Source organism: Mediterraneibacter butyricigenes (assembly GCF_003574295.1).
GTDB classification, from domain to species: Bacteria; Bacillota; Clostridia; order Lachnospirales; family Lachnospiraceae; genus Mediterraneibacter_A; species Mediterraneibacter_A butyricigenes.
In genome coordinates this window covers 1,320,396-1,336,887 of sequence record NZ_BHGK01000001.1, presented here as the reverse complement: position 1 = coordinate 1,336,887, position 16,492 = coordinate 1,320,396, and the positions used below count along the sequence as shown (strand labels likewise).

The following is a 16,492-nucleotide window of genomic DNA, read 5'->3' as shown; positions in this document are numbered from 1 at the left end:
TCGGAGGAAAACGAAATGGATCATACATGGACAGAATCGTTTTATCAGGAAACGGATGCCGCAAAACGTTTTGACATATTAAAAGAGAATACCGGAAAAGAAAAAACGCCGGCAGATGTATACCGGGAAGAACTGTGGATCGCCCGATATGGGAAAAGACGTCCAAAGAATGATGCATTTGTAGGTGCACTCATGGAATTAAAATATCTGGCAGAGGGAAGCAGCCTGGACCCCGGCGGAAAAAAGAAACGACAGGCAGCGAAGGTTATAGCCAGCCTTGGAATGGCAGGGGCAGAGACAAAAGAACGGGAATATCAGGAGATACTTTTAGCAGAACTGAAAAATGTATTTCTCAAATTCATAGAAGTAAGCAGAGGCGGACGGGGATTTACTTCTTTGGTGTTTGGAATGGGGCAGCTCTCAGAGGAGGGCGTTGTGAAGAAGATTGCAGAGCAGATCAGCACAATCGCATTTCAAACACCGCATATGCTTCGTATGGACAGAGAATTTGCGGTTTTGCAGGAGGCGGCATTACAGGTTTTTCGTCAGGAATATCCGAACCGAGAGCATTTCCTGAAAAAATAAAAAAGGGGAGAAGAATGAAAATGAAAAAATGGAACGAAGTGTACAAGATGTTGGAAACAGGTGCGTTGGATCAGAAACTGGAATTGACAGGGTGTAGGGATCTTGATGTGGCAAGAAAACGTACGATGCACGTACTGGAAGAATTTAAGAAATGTTTCGGAACAGAGGAAGAACTGGAGATCGCGTTGTGTTCAGCTCCGGGACGTACAGAAATCAGCGGAAATCATACGGATCATCAGCATGGTCATGTGCTGGCGGCGGCAGTGAACCTTGATTTTCTGGCATGTGCTGCACCGAATGGAACAAACACTGTGCGCTTTCAATCAGAGGGATGGCCGATGACAACCGTGGATTTATCAGATATGGAGCCACAGGAGAATGAAAAAGAAACGACAGCGTCCCTGGTACGCGGCGTTCTGGCACAGATGGAAAAAGCCGGATATCAGGTGGGAGGATGTGATATCTACGCAGTGTCCAGTGTACTTCCTGGATCGGGACTTTCATCTTCGGCAGCTTGTGAAGTTCTGCTGGGTGTGATCGGAAACCATTTATTCTGTAAGGATGAACTGGATGCAGTAACAATTGCAAAGATTGGACAGAAGGCGGAGAACCAGTATTTTGGAAAACCAAGCGGACTGATGGATCAGACCGCATCTTCCGTAGGAGATGCAGTGGCGATTGATTTCGGAGATCCGTCTGCACCGATAGTACGTCCAGTTACAGCAGATCTGGAAGGATTGGGACTTGCATTGTGTATTATTGACTGTGGTGCAGATCATGCGGCGCTGACCGGGGAGTATGCATCTATTCCTCAGGAGATGGGAAAAGTTGCACAGTTCTTTGGAAAAGAAGTGCTGCATGACGTGAGAGAAGAAGAAATCCTTGCATTATTGCCGGAGCTTCGAAAGGCAGCAGGTGACAGAGCAGTCCTCCGTGCATTACATTTCTATGCAGATGATAAAAGAGCGGTGGAAGAGGCAGATGCCCTTCAGAGAAAAGACAAAGAGACTTTCCTGCATCTGGTGAAGGAGTCGGGACGTTCTTCCTGGGAGCTTTTACAGAATATTACACCGGCAGGTGCTGTGGAGGCACAGGACATGGCTGTGGCATTAGCCGCAACAGAGATCGCATTAAAAGGAAAAGGTGCATGCCGTGTGCACGGAGGCGGATTTGCCGGAACACTTCAGGCATTTGTTCCATTGGAAGATGTAGAAGAATTTAAGAAGAACGTGGAAACAATGATCGGAGAAGAATGCTGTCATATCCTGAGTATCCGTCCGGTAGGAGGAATCGTTCTCTTACTAGATTAGGAGGAAATGAAATGAACCGAAATGAAGCAATTACTGGTCTGGTAGATTATGCTCTGGAAAAAGAACTGATTCGGTCGGAAGAAAAAATATGGGCAGCGAACAGCCTGCTGGACGTTTTAAAATTAGAGTCTTTCCAGTGGGAAGAGCCGACGGAACCGGCAGAACTCACAGAATTATTAAATGCATTGTTAGACGATGCATATGAAAGAGGCGTTCTGGAAGAAAATTCTGTGGTATACAGAGACTTATTTGATACACGTCTTATGGGATGCCTGACACCACGTCCGTCGCAGGTGATGGACAGGTTTGAGGAACTTCGAAAGGAATCCGCTAAAGAAGCAACGGACTGGTATTATCAGTTCAGCCAGGATACTAATTACATTAGAACAGACCGGATTGCAAAAGATATGCATTGGAAAACCGCCACAGAATATGGGGAATTGGATATTTCCATCAATTTGTCCAAGCCGGAGAAAGATCCGAAAGTGATCGCAGCAGCAAGAAATAAAAAGAGTTCGGACTATCCGCGTTGTATGCTCTGTACAGAAAATGTAGGATACGCCGGACGCTTAAACTTCCCGGCACGCCAGAACCACAGGATCGTGCCTGTTAAGATCAACGGATCTTCCTGGTATTTGCAGTATTCGCCGTACGTTTATTATAATGAACATTGTATTTGCTTTAATGAGACGCATACCCCTATGAAAATAGACCGCGCCTGTTTTGCGAAACTTCTGGATTTCGTAGGACAATTCCCGCATTACTTTGTGGGATCGAATGCGGACCTCCCGATTGTGGGAGGTTCGATTCTGGCGCACGATCATTTTCAGGGTGGAAGATATACATTTGCGATGGAGCGCGCCCCAATCGAGACAGAAGTTTCTTTTGACGGATATGAAGATGTACAGGCCGGCATTGTGAAATGGCCAATGTCCGTGATCCGTCTGAAAGCGGATAAACGGGAGCGGCTGATCGAGCTGGCAGATAAGATTTTAGGAAGTTGGAGAAGTTATACGGATGAGGATGCCTTGATTCTGGCAGAGACAGATGGGGAACCGCATAATACGATCACCCCGATCGCAAGACGCAGAGGGGAAGATTATGAGCTGGATCTGGTACTCCGCAATAATCTGACGACACCGGAGCATCCGCTGGGTGTTTATCATCCACATGCAGAGCTGCATCATATTAAAAAAGAAAATATCGGGCTGATCGAAGTCATGGGATTGGCAATTCTGCCGGGACGCTTGAAGAAGGAACTTTCCGCAGTTGCCGATAAACTGGTGTCCGGTGTAGATTTAAGAGAGGATCCGCTGACGGTGGCACATGCAGACTGGGCGGAAACGATTGCAGAGAAATACGAGATCACAGAAGAAAATGCGATGGAGATCATCTGGCAGGAGACAGGACTTGTATTTGCCAAAGTACTGGAGCAGGCAGGTGTTTATGCAAGGACTCCGGAAGGAAAAGAAGCATTCTTAAGATTTATAAGGCAGGTATAAAAAGATGGCAGAAGTAACATTTGAATTGTTTGGAGAGACAAGTGAAGGAAAAGAAGTACAGGAATGTACATTAAAAGCCGGGGAATATACAGCCAAAGTTCTGACATTTGGAGGGACGCTCCGATCATTTATGGTTCCGGCGAAAGAAGGAATAAGAGATATCGTGCTGGGATGCGACTCGGTAGAAAAGTATGAAGAGCAGAGTCGTACCAATTATTTTGGTGCAACTGTTGGAAGAGTTGCCAACCGCATCACTCAGGCATCCTTTGAATTGAATGGGAAAATCTATACATTAGCGGCAAATAATCAGGGGGTAAACTGTCTGCACGGAGGTATCAATGGATTTAACCGTGCAGTGTGGGAGGCCAGGGAAGAAAATGGAGCATTGGTGCTTACACATACCAGTCCTGACGGTGATGAAGGATTTCCGGGGAAATTAGATGTACAGGTGACTTACCAGCTGACAGAAGATGGAACTCTTACGATAGAATATGATGCAAAAAGTGATGCAGATACTCTTTGTAATATGACAAATCACAGTTATTTCAACCTCTGTGGACATGGGGTCGGTTCGTTAGAGGGGCATAAGTTACAGATTCTTGCAGATGAAGTGACCGAGATTGATGAGACCGGTGCACCGAACGGAAAGATTTTTAAAGTAGACGGGACACCATTTGATCTGCGCGAACCGCAGGATCTGGAAGAACGTTTAGAAGAGAGTCATCCACAACTTGCAACGGGTGGTGGATTTGACCATAACTTTATCCTGGGCATAGAACCGCAGAATCCACTTCGTCTCGCGGCGAAAGCCTATGGAGGTGGACTTTGCATGGAATGTCATACGACCCAGCCGGGAGTGCAACTCTACACGTCAAATTTCCTGACACCGGTGGATGGAAAAGAAGGGGTACGTTATGACAGGCGTTCATCCTTCTGCCTGGAGACACAGGGATGGGCGGATGCGATCCATCATCAGGATTTTCCAAGTATCGTACTTAAGGCAGGAAAAACCTATCATCAGGTTACAGAATATAAAGTCATAAAAGAAAATTAAGAAGACAGCCGTTTCGTGATGTGGAATCCCATCGTGAAACGGCTGCGTTCATATGAGAATGAGCGAAAATGTTACCTTTAAAATCATCGCCGCTTTCTGTTTTGCACAGAGACAGGTGAACCGTTAACAAGATGGAGAGTGCAGGGAGAGATTGATCGAATCGTAAAGCGGATAAGAAAAGATGGTATTGATTTTCCACATATAACATCGCATACGTTTAGGCATACATTTGCAACCAGAGCGATTGAAGCAGGAATGCATCCACAAGTATTAAAGGCTATCTTAGGGCATAGCAGTTTGGCAATGACGATGGATTTATATAGTCATGTATTGCCGGATACAAAGGCGGAAGAAATGCAGAAAATATCTCAGATATTTTAGGGTAGTTTTTCTGCCCGGTTTCTGCCCGACTTTTGCCCGACTTTGTCCCGAATAAGATAAGTCACAACAAAAAGAAAAACCACGAAAAACGTTGGAAATTCGTGGTTTTTGCAATCAAATATTATCTAATAAAAAGATATAAATTTAAGTTTTGTTTTACGTGTGGAAGGTCACGGACACACGATTCATTTTCGCGCAGCAATGAGTCAGGCGGGCATGCTTGCATGAACATCTGACGAATGCCACGGAAGGCATATACTGTAAGTATATGCCCTTACGCCGGGAATCGGCGGTTAGCCCTGTTCGACCTTGTTTTTGTGGGCTTTGTAACGGGTGATAGTATAGCATGGAGAGGATGAAAAATCAAGCTTGTTATAACTTTAGAATTCCACTTCCTTCCTTGAAAAGCAAAAATTTCAAAAGAGTAAGGTAAGTATGAAGTGGTTTTCAGATAAGGCAAATGAAAAGGATATCGAAATGTTAGATCGTCTAATTAACAAGAGGGCAGCGGAAGGATGAGAGTTTGCATGCTATGATTACATGGCGACCGGTATGCAGATTCGGGGCGCATTTGCCGTTACATTCAGGAATCCGCTTAATTTCAGAGAGTTTCTGTATGCGATGGGAGAAGAAAGTCTGGCGGATGCGTTGCCGACAAAAGAGTATGCCGTAATTGTAGATGCTTTTCGGCAGCATAAAGATTACAGGAGAAGTGGTGCCGTTTGTAAACAGCAGTATTTCTTCCTTTTTTTCTTTTTCTTGAGTATCTGTATTTTCTGTGGTAGAATAATCAGAACAAATGTTCTGATTGCAAAAGGAGGAACTTTATGCATTTTATTCATATAGCGGATATCCATCTGGGCGCAGCACCGGAGGTGGGAGAACGGTATAAAGAACAGAGAAACAGAGAAATCTGGGATACCTTTCGACGGCTTTTGAGACGTTGCGAAGAGGAACGGGTGGAATTACTTCTGATCGCCGGAGATCTGTTCCATCGCCAGCCATTAAAGCGGGAACTCAAAGAAGTCAATGCCATGTTTGCGCAGCTTTCGGTGACACAGGTGGTGCTGATTGCGGGAAATCATGATTATATAGGTAAAAATTCTGCTTATCGGGAGTTTGTCTGGGCGGAGAATGTACATCCGCTGTTTTCGTCTGAGATGCAAAGCGTGGTATTTCCAGAGTTAAAACTGGCGGTCTACGGATTTGGTTATGATAAAAGAGAGATTACAGAAGCAAAATATGATGCTGCAGAAGCCCCGGGAGAATATCCGTATGAGATCCTGCTGGCGCATGGCGGGGATGGGACGCATATTCCGATGAATTTCAGGAAAATGCAAAGCCTGGGCTATTCTTATATTGCGATGGGGCATATCCATAAACCACAGATCTTTGCCGGGGAGGAAAGGAACCCGGCTTCACAGAACTTTTTTTCGAAGGGACAGTACAGAGGACAGGCAATGGCCTATGCAGGGGCGTTGGAACCAATCGATGCCGGAGATCTGGGAAAACATGGATATATAGAAGGGGTTTTGGATGAGAAAGGGTGCAGGGTGAAATTTTTCCCGTTTGCATATCGTTCCTATCAGGAGTTGACGGTGAAGGTGGATTCGGAAATGTCACTGGCAGAGTTGAGAGCGAAGCTTTGCCGATTGACGATGAGTGAGGAACAGAACCGGGATTTTTACAGGATTCGTCTGGAGGGAAGCAAACATCCGGGGCAGGAGTTTTGCCTGGAAGAACTGGATGAGTCCGGAAGAATTCTGAAACTGGAAGATCAGACCCACCCGGACTATGACTTTGAGCGGTTGGCGGCTGAGAACAGAGGAAATCTTCTGGGAGAATATATTGCATCTTTTCTTGATACAGATACAGGGAGAGACGGTACGGGCGCACATGATCTGGGAACGCCGGAGATGGAGACACTGGAACGTATGGCTTTATATGAAGGGGTAAAAGCCTTGTTGGGGGAGTAAAAGATGGAGATACAGGAATTACATCTGAAGCATTTTGGAAAATTTGAAGACCGCCATTTCTACCTGAACGATGGAATCCAGATCTTTTACGGAGAAAATGAATTTGGAAAGACAACAATCTACCAGTTTATTAAGGCCATGCTTTTCGGACTGGAGCCGGGACGCGGCAGAGGGGTAAAAACATCGGAGTATAAACGGTATGAGCCATGGGAGAATCCCAATTATTATGCCGGAGCCATGCGTTTTACCTGTGGTGGTCGGCATTTTTATCTGGAACGGAATTTTGACACGTATCAGAAAAATGCAAAGCTGATCTGCGAGGATGACGGGGAAGAACTGTCGGTGGAGGACGGAGATCTGGAAGTGCTTCTGGATGATGTGTCAAAAGCTGCGTTTGAGAATACGGCGGCTATCGGTCAGATGAAGGTTGAGCCGGGGAAGACTCTGGCGGAAAGTCTGGAAGATTATGCGGCAAATTACAGTGCGGTGCAGGCAGAAAATCTCCGGGTGAATGAGGCACTGGGACGCTTGAAAGAAGAAAAGAAAAAAGCCGGGAAAGAACTGGAGAAGGAAGAGTCAGCCCGAAGAGAAAAACGGCGGCAGATCCGGATGCAGCAGGAATACCTGGAACGACAGAAACACAGTAAACAAGAGAGATTTCAGGAAGTATCTGTTCGATTGAAAGAACTGGAACGGGATCAAAAAGCGCGGGAAGAACGGAAACAAAGAGAGCAAGAGGAGTGTAATCGACAAATCAGGGAAGAACTTTATCAGAAAAATCAGGAGGAATCACAGAGTCAAAATCGGAAGGAAGATCATGAAACGATAAGAAACAGGAATCGGGCCGGTGGTTTAGGAGTAATCATTGTATTTTTATGTCTGTGTCTGGTCGGAATAATTCTGGCAGTGACAGATCTGTTTGCCCTTCGGATTCCGGGGATGATTCTGTCAGTGGCAGCAGGAGTGGGCTGCCTGATTTTGTGGTTGCATAAGAAAAAGGAAGAACAGGAAAGAAATCTGAGGTTTCGAAGAGAAAAAGGCGAAGTTGAGATACGCTGGCAGGATCGGGAAAAGGCAGCAGTGACAGAGGAACAGCGAAAGCGTCTGCACTGGAAATCTGAAGAATTAACTCAGGAGATTCGGGAACTTTCCAGAGAACTGGAGAATCTTCGGGAAGAGGAAGAAGAATTGCTGGACCGTACAGAGCGTGAAAAGAATCAGATGCAGCAGATCCGCGCGCTGGATCTGGCAGCAGAACGGATGATGGAGATTGCGAGAGAGACGGCAAGAGATTTTCGGACGGAATTTCAGCAGTCTGCATCGGAAATCCTGTGTGAGATTACAAATGGAGCTTATCCGACACTTCGCCTGGAAGAAAATGGAGAACTGAGACTGTATGATGAACATCGGATATTACGGTTGTATCAGGTCAGCGAAGGGACGGCGCAGCAGGCATATTTTGCATTTCGAATGGCTGCGGCAAAGGTGTTACTGCCGGCGGATTTTCCTTTGATTTTGGATGAAACCTTTGCCTGTTATGACGACAACCGGCTGAAATCTGCCCTGAAATGGTTGAGGAAACAGGAAAGACAGGTTATAATATTTAGTTGTCAAAAGAGAGAAAGGGAGGTCTTGGATACCCTATGAAGATACCATTGCCTGCAAAGGTAAGTATGATTCTTGAAAATCTCATATTACATGGATATGAAGCATATATCGTGGGAGGCTGTGTGCGGGACTCCATTCTGGGCAGAGTACCGCAGGACTGGGACATTACCACATCGGCTACGCCGCAGGAAGTAAAACGACTGTTTTCCCGTACCGTAGATACGGGGATTGAGCATGGAACTGTAACGGTCATGCTTGGAAAAGAAGGGTTTGAGGTCACCACTTACCGGGTGGACGGAGAATATGAAGATGGCCGGCATCCGAAGGAAGTGACGTTTACCAGAAGTCTGACAGAAGACTTGAAACGACGGGATTTTACCATCAATGCCATGGCGTATAATGATACGGACCGGTTGGTGGATCCTTTTGGTGGAATGAAAGATCTGAACGGACATCTGATCCGCTGCGTGGGAGATCCGATGGAGCGATTTTCGGAAGATGCACTGCGGATTCTGCGGGCGGTTCGTTTTTCGGCGCAGCTTGCATTTCCGATTGAAGACAAGACGGCAGCAGCCATTCGGGTGCTGGCACCGACCTTAAATAAGATCAGTGCGGAACGAATTCGGGTGGAACTGACGAAACTCTTGATGTCAGATCATCCGGAGCTGATCAATGATGCCTGTGAGCTGGGAATTACAAAGGTAATCCTTCCGGAGTGGGATGCCATGGTGGGAGTGCATCAGAACATCCGCCATCATATTTTCGATGTGGACCGGCATACGCTGCAGGCGTTGAAAAATATACGTGCAGATAAGGTATTGCGGTTTACGATCCTGTTCCACGATATGGGCAAGCCGTCTATGAAGACTACCGATGAGAAGGGCGTGGATCATTTTGAAGGACATGCCCTGGTTAGCGAAGAGATTGCCAGAAAAGTCCTGAGAAGACTGAAGTTTGATAATGAAACCGTGCGCCAGGTGACCCGTCTGGTCTGCTATCATGATTATCGTGCGGCAGCAACGCCGAGAAATGTGCGAAGAGCCATGAACCGGATCGGGGTGGATCTGTTTCCTCTGTATCTGGAGGTGCGGATGGCAGATGTAAAAGCGCAGAGCAATTATCAGCGCAGTAAAAAGATCCAGAACATTTTGGATATGCAGGAAATCTATCAGCAGATCCTGAAAGATAAGGAATGTGTGACCTTGAAGGATCTGGCGGTGACAGGAAGAGATCTGATGGAACTTGGAATGGAACCGGGCAAAGAACTTGGAGATACCTTAAATGAATTGTTGGAAAAAGTGATCGATGCGCCGGAGCGCAACACGAAGGAATACCTGTGTAAATATGTCAGGAAAAAGCTGAAAAAATAGCATACCATTCACCTTTGCATCATACATTTAACAGAGTCGGAATTGTATGGTGCAGGGGGCGGATATGAGAGAGTATGAATTAGAAGTCTTGGAACAATACGATATAGAAGTCAGAAGCACCCGTAAAATAAGGGGTGCGTTTTTTTGCGATACAGATCAGGGAGGACTGCTCTTAAAAGAGGTTCATTTTTCGGAAAAGCGTGCGCCGCTGCTGTATCAACTCTGCCTTCAACTGAAAGAAGAGGGATTTGAACGGGTGGATCTTCCGGTTCTGACCAAAGAAGGCAACTGTCTCAGTGTCTACCGGGACGGCACACATTATCTGTTGAAACACTGGTTTACCGGCAGGGAATGTGATGTGAGAAAAGAGACGGAAGTCCTGCAAAGTGTCCGGAATCTGGCGAGGCTGCATCAAGTCATGTTCTGGCGGGACGGTAACTCCATTGTCGGAAAGGGACAGGGGCAGACCGAACAACGGGATGAAACGGACGAAGCGAAAACGGAAATGGGATCGGGCATTGAGAATGAATGGAACAGAGCAATATTTTCGGAACCGGTCTGCGGAGGAAATCTGAAGGAAGACTATCTGCGGCACAACCGGGAACTGAGAAAGGTAAGGGAGTACATTCGATGCAGAAGCCGGAAAGATGAATTTGAATTGTTGTATCTGAGACATTTTGAGGAAATGAACCGGCTGGCAGATCTGGTGATACAGCGGCTGGAAAGGACGGGATATGATGCCCTGTATCGGGAAAGTCTTGTCAGGAAATGCCTGGTTCATGGGGATTATAATTATCACAATCTTCTGTTTGTCCAAGGAGAGATTGCAACCACCGGATTTGAACGGTTTCATATAGAAATCCAGATGGCAGATTTTTATTATTTTTTCCGAAAGGTGATGGAAAAACATGGGTGGAAGGAAAGTCTGGGCGTAAAGATGTTGGAAGCCTATGACGGAGTCAGGCCGCTGGAAAAAGCAGAGAAAGAATATCTGGCACTTCGGCTTCTCTATCCGGAAAAATTCTGGAAGATCGCCAATTCCTACTATCATTCCAACAAAGCGTGGGTGCCTCAGAAAAATACCGAAAAATTAAAGATCTGCGTGTCACAGACGGAGGGGAAAATCGCGCTCATTGAGAAGATATTTTCTTTCCATTTATAGACACATGTTGTATAATATAGAGAAGAAATGATTTTCAGGAGGTACAAAGATGGAGTACAAGGAAAGATACCAAGAATGGCTGTCAAATCCATATTTTGATGCAGACACAAAGGCAGAGCTGGAAGGTCTGAAAGATGATGAAAATGAAATAAAAGAACGCTTTTATACGGATTTGGAATTTGGAACAGCCGGACTTCGTGGTGTGATCGGAGCCGGAACCAACCGTATGAATATTTATACTGTAAGAAAAGCAACACAGGGACTTGCAAATTACATACAGAAGAGTGGAAATGCTGACAAGGGAGTTGCAATTGCATTTGATTCCAGACGGATGTCTCCAGAATTTGCAGATGAAGCAGCTCTTTGTCTTGCGGCAAACGGAATCAAGGCTTATGTCTTCGAATCTCTTCGCCCGACACCGGAACTGTCTTACGCAGTCCGCAAACTGGGATGTATCGCAGGAATCAACATCACTGCGAGCCACAATCCACCGGAGTACAACGGATATAAAGTATACTGGGAGGACGGCGCGCAGATTACACCGCCTCATGACAAGGGAATCATGGACGAAGTAAAGGCAGTCGTAGATTATACGACAATGAAGACCATGCCGCTTGACGAAGCAAAGGCAAAAGGTCTGTATGAAGTGATCGGCAAAGAAGTAGATGATACTTATATTGCGGAATTAAAGAAACAGGTGCTCCATCAGGACGCCATTGATGCAGTCGGAAAAGACCTGAAGATCGTATACAGCCCGCTGCATGGTACCGGTAATATTCCGGCACGTCGTATCTTAAAAGAACTGGGATTTGAAAATGTATATGTCGTAAAAGAACAGGAACTGCCGGACGGAGAATTCCCGACCGTTTCCTATCCGAACCCGGAAGCAGCAGAAGCTTTTGAACTGGGACTGAAGCTGGCAAAAGAAGTGGATGCGGATATCGTACTGGCTACGGATCCGGATGCAGACCGTCTGGGTGTTTATGTCAAAGATAGCAAGTCCGGAGAATACAAAGTCCTGACCGGAAATATGTCCGGATGTCTGCTGGCAGATTATGAGATCGGACAGAGAAAAGCACTGTACGGACTTCCGGAAGACGGCAAACTGATCAAGACCATCGTAACCTCCAACATGGCAGACGCCATTGCAGAATATTACGGAGTCGGACTGATCGAGGTCCTGACCGGATTCAAGTATATCGGACAGCAGATCCTTGGATTTGAACAGACCGGAAAAGGACAGTATCTGTTTGGATTTGAAGAGAGTTACGGATGTCTGATCGGAACGCATGCAAGAGACAAAGACGCAATCGTTGCAACCATGGCACTCTGCGAGGCAGCCGCTTATTACAAGACTCAGGGCAAGACTTTGTGGGATGCGATGATCGAGATGTACGAAAGATACGGATACTACAAAGACGCTATCCAGTCCATTACCCTGAAAGGAATCGAGGGACTGGCTAAGATCCAGGAGATCCTGGAGACGCTGCGTAAGAATCCGCCGGCTGAGATCGCAGGATACAAAGTGCTCAAGGCAAGAGACTACAAGAAAGACACGGTTCAGGATATGGAGACAGGCGAAGTTACCACAACAGGTCTGCCGAATTCCAATGTTCTGTACTATGATATGCCGGACGGAACCTGGCTGTGTGTACGTCCTTCCGGTACAGAGCCAAAAGTAAAATTCTACTACGGAGTAAAGGGAACTTCTCTGGAAGATGCAGACGAGAAATCCGAGGAAATGGGTGAAGCTGTCCTTCAGATGATTGATAAGATGCTCTAATAACGCAAACGGTATGCATTTGGCGCGTAAAAAGCCGCCAGATAGGGAAAAATCCTTGACAAATACAGGGGGAACAGGTATAACATTATGTGAGGACGCGCTCATAATATGAATGAGTGGGACAAGCTCATATAGATAGATCATTGTTCCATAAAATAAGAGGAGGAAACATTCATGAACAAAACAGAATTAGTAGCAGCAATCGCTGAGAAAGCAGATTTATCCAAGAAGGATTCTGAGAAAGCTCTGAAGGCATTTGTTGACGTAGTAACTGCTCAGCTGAAAGCAGATCAGAAAGTTCAGTTAGTAGGATTTGGTACATTTGAGATCAGCAAGAGAGCTGCAAGAGAGGGAAGAAATCCTCAGACAGGTAAGACCATGAATATCGCTGCTTGCAAGGCGCCGAAGTTCAAAGCTGGTAAAGCTCTGAAAGATGCAGTAAACGAGTAATCGTTTGGTTGAACAGAAGAGTTTAGTGAATGTGAATGAGTGTCGCGTGTGACGGTTGTGTCATGCGCGGCATTTTTTTAGGTATCGGACTATTGTCCGATACCTAAAAACGCTCCGCGGGGATGCGCACTGCGGTGCACAGGGAAGATGTCGCAAGCGACCACCGCAGGCGCGAGAAACTAGCAAGCAAGTTTCTATTGATATATAGGACTATTGTCCGATACCTAAAAACGCTCCGCGAGGATGCACACTGCGGCGTACATGGAAGATGTTATAGAAAAGGAGATCATAGATGAGACTGGATAAGTTTTTAAAAGTGTCCCGGCTGATCAAACGCCGGACTGTGGCAAATGAAGCCTGTGATGCCGGTCGTGTAACGGTCAACGGAACCGTGGCGAAGGCATCTGTAAAAGTAAAAGTGGGAGATATCATCGAGATCCAGTTCGGAACCCGAACGGTGAAGGTAGAAGTCCTGGATCTGCAGGATACCACCAAGAAAGAGGAAGCGAAAGAATTGTTTAAATACCTCTAAAAATCTGAAAAATGGCGCGAAGGAATCGTTGCAAAAGAGATGGAACGATCGGAAAAAGGAAGCATAAAAAAAGAAAGCCTGTCATATATTTCTAAAAAGCCGGAAGGGACAAAATGGGGATGGAAGAAAGACAGGTGCAAAAAGCACATAAGGTTGTGCTCAATAATCGGCGCTCCGGGACGGTAACAGGAGTTCTGGATGTGCTTTCCTTTGATATTAATGAGATTTTGCTGGAGACGGAACAGGGCATGCTGATGGTAAAAGGGAGTGATCTGCATGTGAACCGGCTGAGCGTGGAAAAGGGAGAAGTAGATCTGGCTGGAAATATTGACAGCTTGGTTTATTCTTCTGCGGAAGGGATTGCCGGAAAAAGCGGGAATTCTTTCTGGAACAGGCTGCTGAAATGATAATGGGACTGGAGCGGGAAGTCGGCGTTTTTCTCTGCGCCTTTCTGACGGGCGTAGTTTCTGCGTGCGCGTATGAGATTCTGAAACTTTTTCGCAAACTGATCCGTCATTCCGGAAAAATGGTAGCGGTCGAAGACATTTTTTACTGGATTGGGATCAGTATTTATGGATTTTATCAACTATATTTTACTACTTATGGGGTTGTAAGATGGTACTTCATACTAGGTGTTGTATGTGGGTGGATTTCTGAAAAAATGGTGGCAAAAAAACTTGAAAACCATCGGAAAACCAAGTAATATAGTTATAAGATTAAGGGGTGACAGAAGGTCTGAAAATGACGGCTTTTTCTGTCAGAATGGGTGAGTATATGAATAAGAGAACGAGCAGCGGGCGCAGGAAGAGACGCAGTGCCAGACAGTTCAAACGGACTGTGGTGCTGGTATCGACGGTGCTTCTTTTGATGACGGGGATGATGGCATTTCGTTCCATGACGCTTCAGGCAAAGAACAACGAATACAAGAGCCAGGAAGCGGAACTGAATCAGGAGATTGAGAAAGAAAAAGAACGTTCTTCCGAAGTGGAAGAATATCAGGAATATGTCCAGTCCGACGAGTACGTCAAGGACGTGGCACGAGAGAAATTAGGACTGGTAGATCCGGACGAGATTGTGTTTGAGCCGGCAGAATAAATCAGAAAGATACGAATGAAGAGCTTTGGGAAAATCCCAGGGCTCTTTTTTTGCCAAGCATACGACAAAAAGATCCGGTGGATCTTTTTTAGTTGGTCAGTGGTGAGCTGAAGTCCAGGCTTGCTTAAAATCTTGGTAACCACATACAATCCCGGAACAGGCCGGGATGTGGTTTATAGTATAGGAAAGTGAAAGGCAGAGATGGAGAATGGAAGAAGAGCAGGTGCTGCACGCGAGCCCATATGTGGTTCAGATTGAAAAATATGCAAATTCATTGAAACAGTTATCCAGTACATTTCTGGAACTGGAGGATAAGAAAAATAAATTTACCAGTGAAGAGATCGAGCGCATGTTTCAGCATGTAAAGGAAACGGTATGTGAGCAGTGTGAAAAATGCCAGTGGTGCTGGGGTGAAAATTTTGTACATACTTATCAGATGGGCTATGAGATTCTGTCGGCTGTGGAGAGTTACGGAAGCGAGCTGAATGTGGAGACAAAACGGAAACTGCAGCAGCGTTGTGTGATGGCACCGAGGTTTCTGAGAAGAACGCTGGAAGTGTTTCGGAATGCCAAACAGAACATGCTCTGGCAGAATCGGATGATTCAAAGCAGGAAAGGCTGCGCCATCCAGATGGATACTTTTGCAGATATGATCCGGACGACAGCGAGGGAGCTGGAAGACAGTATTTACGAAGAGGAGCGGATGGAAAAGAAACTGACAACCCGGCTTCGAAAAGAAAAAGTACGGGTGCTGAGTCTGACATTTTTTCTGACGAAAGACGGAAAACACAAGATTCAGATGATCGTTCGCATGATGGACAAGACTTGCATGATGGTGCGGGAAATGGCGAAAATTGTCTCCCAGACCTTCGGACACCGGATGGTTCCGGCTTATGGACAGAGGCAGGTAGTGGGGAAAGATTATGCGACACTGATTTTTGAAGAAGGACCGGCATTTTATACCATGCAGGGTGTGGCGAAGATCGGAAAAGGCTGCAGTCAGATTTCGGGAGACAGTTTTTCTATGATGGAACTGCCGGGCGGGCAGAAAAGCGCGGTGCTTTCCGATGGAATGGGTGCCGGTGAAAAGGCGAAAAAGGAAAGCCAGATGGTGCTGGATCTTCTGGAAGAACTGCTGGAAGCAGGCTTTCCGCCAAAAACGGCGATCCAGATGATCAATACCACATTGGTCATGGGGAGGGAAGAAATCCATTTTTCTACCATCGATATGAGTATTTTTGATCTTTATACGGGAACCTGTGAGATTATCAAGGCCGGTGCATCGTCCACGTTTATCCGGCGGGAAGATCAGGTGGAACACCTGACTTCTACCAGTCTGCCGATTGGGGTGCTCCACACCATTGAGATTGACAGTACGAAGCGGATTCTGGGAGATGGAGATTTTCTGATCATGGTGACGGACGGGGTGATGGATGCGCTTCCGGTAGGAGAGCAGGATCTGATTCTGGAAATGATGATTCAGGGAACGGCGAAGCAGAATCCAAAAGAAATGGCGCATTATATTCTGGAACAGGTGCTGAGCTGGAACGGGGAAGCACCGCTGGATGATATGACGGTGCTGGTGGTTGGAATCTGGGAGGTGTGAGTCGCTGCACGGATGATTCTGCATATGAATGGCAATTAGCAAAGAAATGGATGGGAACAGGGAAGAAAAGCAGGGGCG

16 protein-coding genes are annotated in these 16,492 nt (G+C 46.2%); all 16 read left to right on the top strand.

The window, feature by feature from the left end:
* The first annotated feature begins 15 nt into the window (after positions 1-15).
* Positions 16-585: a DUF6553 family protein gene (locus tag KGMB01110_RS06545; protein WP_119297867.1), complete on the top strand. Its 570-nt coding sequence runs from the start codon at positions 16-18 to the stop codon at positions 583-585.
* 20 nt (positions 586-605) lie between these two features.
* Positions 606-1,895: a galactokinase gene (locus KGMB01110_RS06540; RefSeq protein ID WP_119297866.1), complete on the top strand. Its 1,290-nt coding sequence runs from the start codon at positions 606-608 to the stop codon at positions 1,893-1,895.
* A gap of 11 nt (positions 1,896-1,906) precedes the next feature.
* Entirely contained in the window at positions 1,907-3,397 is a 1,491-nt protein-coding gene (gene galT, locus KGMB01110_RS06535) for a UDP-glucose--hexose-1-phosphate uridylyltransferase (protein WP_119297865.1), read from the top strand.
* A 4-nt stretch (positions 3,398-3,401) separates the two neighbouring features.
* Positions 3,402-4,451 (top strand): aldose epimerase family protein, encoded by a 1,050-nt coding sequence (locus KGMB01110_RS06530; RefSeq protein WP_119297864.1) that lies wholly within the window; start codon positions 3,402-3,404, stop codon positions 4,449-4,451.
* A 96-nt stretch (positions 4,452-4,547) separates the two neighbouring features.
* Positions 4,548-4,832, top strand: a complete 285-nt coding sequence (locus KGMB01110_RS15815; RefSeq protein ID WP_117603245.1) for a tyrosine-type recombinase/integrase — start codon at positions 4,548-4,550, stop codon at positions 4,830-4,832.
* An 827-nt stretch (positions 4,833-5,659) separates the two neighbouring features.
* Entirely contained in the window at positions 5,660-6,808 is a 1,149-nt protein-coding gene (locus KGMB01110_RS06515; protein ID WP_117603244.1) for a metallophosphoesterase, read from the top strand.
* A 3-nt stretch (positions 6,809-6,811) separates the two neighbouring features.
* Entirely contained in the window at positions 6,812-8,455 is a 1,644-nt protein-coding gene (locus KGMB01110_RS06510; RefSeq protein WP_119297863.1) for an ATP-binding protein, read from the top strand.
* Entirely contained in the window at positions 8,452-9,786 is a 1,335-nt protein-coding gene (locus tag KGMB01110_RS06505) for a CCA tRNA nucleotidyltransferase (protein WP_119297862.1), read from the top strand. Before KGMB01110_RS06510 ends, KGMB01110_RS06505 begins: the two co-directional genes overlap by 4 nt.
* Before the next feature lie 64 nt (positions 9,787-9,850).
* A complete protein-coding gene (locus KGMB01110_RS06500) occupies positions 9,851-10,948 on the top strand; it encodes a phosphotransferase (RefSeq protein WP_117603241.1) in 1,098 nt (365 codons plus the stop codon).
* A 49-nt stretch (positions 10,949-10,997) separates the two neighbouring features.
* On the top strand, positions 10,998-12,731 hold the full coding sequence (locus KGMB01110_RS06495) for a phospho-sugar mutase (RefSeq protein WP_119297861.1): 1,734 nt from the start codon (positions 10,998-11,000) through the stop codon (positions 12,729-12,731).
* Between the two features lie 174 nt (positions 12,732-12,905).
* Positions 12,906-13,181, top strand: a complete 276-nt coding sequence (locus KGMB01110_RS06490; RefSeq protein WP_117603239.1) for an HU family DNA-binding protein — start codon at positions 12,906-12,908, stop codon at positions 13,179-13,181.
* A 292-nt stretch (positions 13,182-13,473) separates the two neighbouring features.
* The gene (locus tag KGMB01110_RS06485) at positions 13,474-13,713 is read left to right on the top strand and encodes an RNA-binding S4 domain-containing protein (RefSeq protein ID WP_117603238.1); all 240 of its coding nucleotides are present in this window, start codon (positions 13,474-13,476) and stop codon (positions 13,711-13,713) included.
* A gap of 119 nt (positions 13,714-13,832) precedes the next feature.
* A complete protein-coding gene (gene yabP, locus KGMB01110_RS06480; protein ID WP_117603273.1) occupies positions 13,833-14,120 on the top strand; it encodes a sporulation protein YabP in 288 nt (95 codons plus the stop codon).
* Complete coding sequence (yabQ, locus tag KGMB01110_RS06475) at positions 14,117-14,416, top strand: spore cortex biosynthesis protein YabQ (RefSeq protein ID WP_243112693.1); 300 nt, start codon at positions 14,117-14,119, stop codon at positions 14,414-14,416. The genes yabP and yabQ overlap by 4 nt, the downstream gene beginning before the upstream one ends.
* Positions 14,417-14,487: 71 nt before the next feature.
* The gene (locus KGMB01110_RS06470; RefSeq protein WP_243112691.1) at positions 14,488-14,808 is read left to right on the top strand and encodes an FtsB family cell division protein; all 321 of its coding nucleotides are present in this window, start codon (positions 14,488-14,490) and stop codon (positions 14,806-14,808) included.
* A gap of 208 nt (positions 14,809-15,016) precedes the next feature.
* On the top strand, positions 15,017-16,414 hold the full coding sequence (locus KGMB01110_RS06465) for a SpoIIE family protein phosphatase (protein WP_119297860.1): 1,398 nt from the start codon (positions 15,017-15,019) through the stop codon (positions 16,412-16,414).
* The last annotated feature ends 78 nt before the right edge of the window (positions 16,415-16,492 follow it).

What these genes read in the sequence shown, in the direction of transcription:
- KGMB01110_RS06545 (WP_119297867.1), top strand. Translation starts at nt 16, where the DNA reads ATGGATCATACATGGACAGAATCGTTTTATCAGGAAACGGATGCCGCA.
- KGMB01110_RS06540 (WP_119297866.1), top strand. Translation starts at nt 606, where the DNA reads ATGAAAAAATGGAACGAAGTGTACAAGATGTTGGAAACAGGTGCGTTG.
- galT (WP_119297865.1), top strand. Translation starts at nt 1,907, where the DNA reads ATGAACCGAAATGAAGCAATTACTGGTCTGGTAGATTATGCTCTGGAA.
- KGMB01110_RS06530 (WP_119297864.1), top strand. Translation starts at nt 3,402, where the DNA reads ATGGCAGAAGTAACATTTGAATTGTTTGGAGAGACAAGTGAAGGAAAA.
- KGMB01110_RS06515 (WP_117603244.1), top strand. Translation starts at nt 5,660, where the DNA reads ATGCATTTTATTCATATAGCGGATATCCATCTGGGCGCAGCACCGGAG.
- KGMB01110_RS06510 (WP_119297863.1), top strand. Translation starts at nt 6,812, where the DNA reads ATGGAGATACAGGAATTACATCTGAAGCATTTTGGAAAATTTGAAGAC.
- KGMB01110_RS06505 (WP_119297862.1), top strand. Translation starts at nt 8,452, where the DNA reads ATGAAGATACCATTGCCTGCAAAGGTAAGTATGATTCTTGAAAATCTC.
- KGMB01110_RS06500 (WP_117603241.1), top strand. Translation starts at nt 9,851, where the DNA reads ATGAGAGAGTATGAATTAGAAGTCTTGGAACAATACGATATAGAAGTC.
- KGMB01110_RS06495 (WP_119297861.1), top strand. Translation starts at nt 10,998, where the DNA reads ATGGAGTACAAGGAAAGATACCAAGAATGGCTGTCAAATCCATATTTT.
- KGMB01110_RS06490 (WP_117603239.1), top strand. Translation starts at nt 12,906, where the DNA reads ATGAACAAAACAGAATTAGTAGCAGCAATCGCTGAGAAAGCAGATTTA.
- KGMB01110_RS06485 (WP_117603238.1), top strand. Translation starts at nt 13,474, where the DNA reads ATGAGACTGGATAAGTTTTTAAAAGTGTCCCGGCTGATCAAACGCCGG.
- yabP (WP_117603273.1), top strand. Translation starts at nt 13,833, where the DNA reads ATGGAAGAAAGACAGGTGCAAAAAGCACATAAGGTTGTGCTCAATAAT.
- yabQ (WP_243112693.1), top strand. Translation starts at nt 14,117, where the DNA reads ATGATAATGGGACTGGAGCGGGAAGTCGGCGTTTTTCTCTGCGCCTTT.
- KGMB01110_RS06470 (WP_243112691.1), top strand. Translation starts at nt 14,488, where the DNA reads ATGAATAAGAGAACGAGCAGCGGGCGCAGGAAGAGACGCAGTGCCAGA.
- KGMB01110_RS06465 (WP_119297860.1), top strand. Translation starts at nt 15,017, where the DNA reads ATGGAAGAAGAGCAGGTGCTGCACGCGAGCCCATATGTGGTTCAGATT.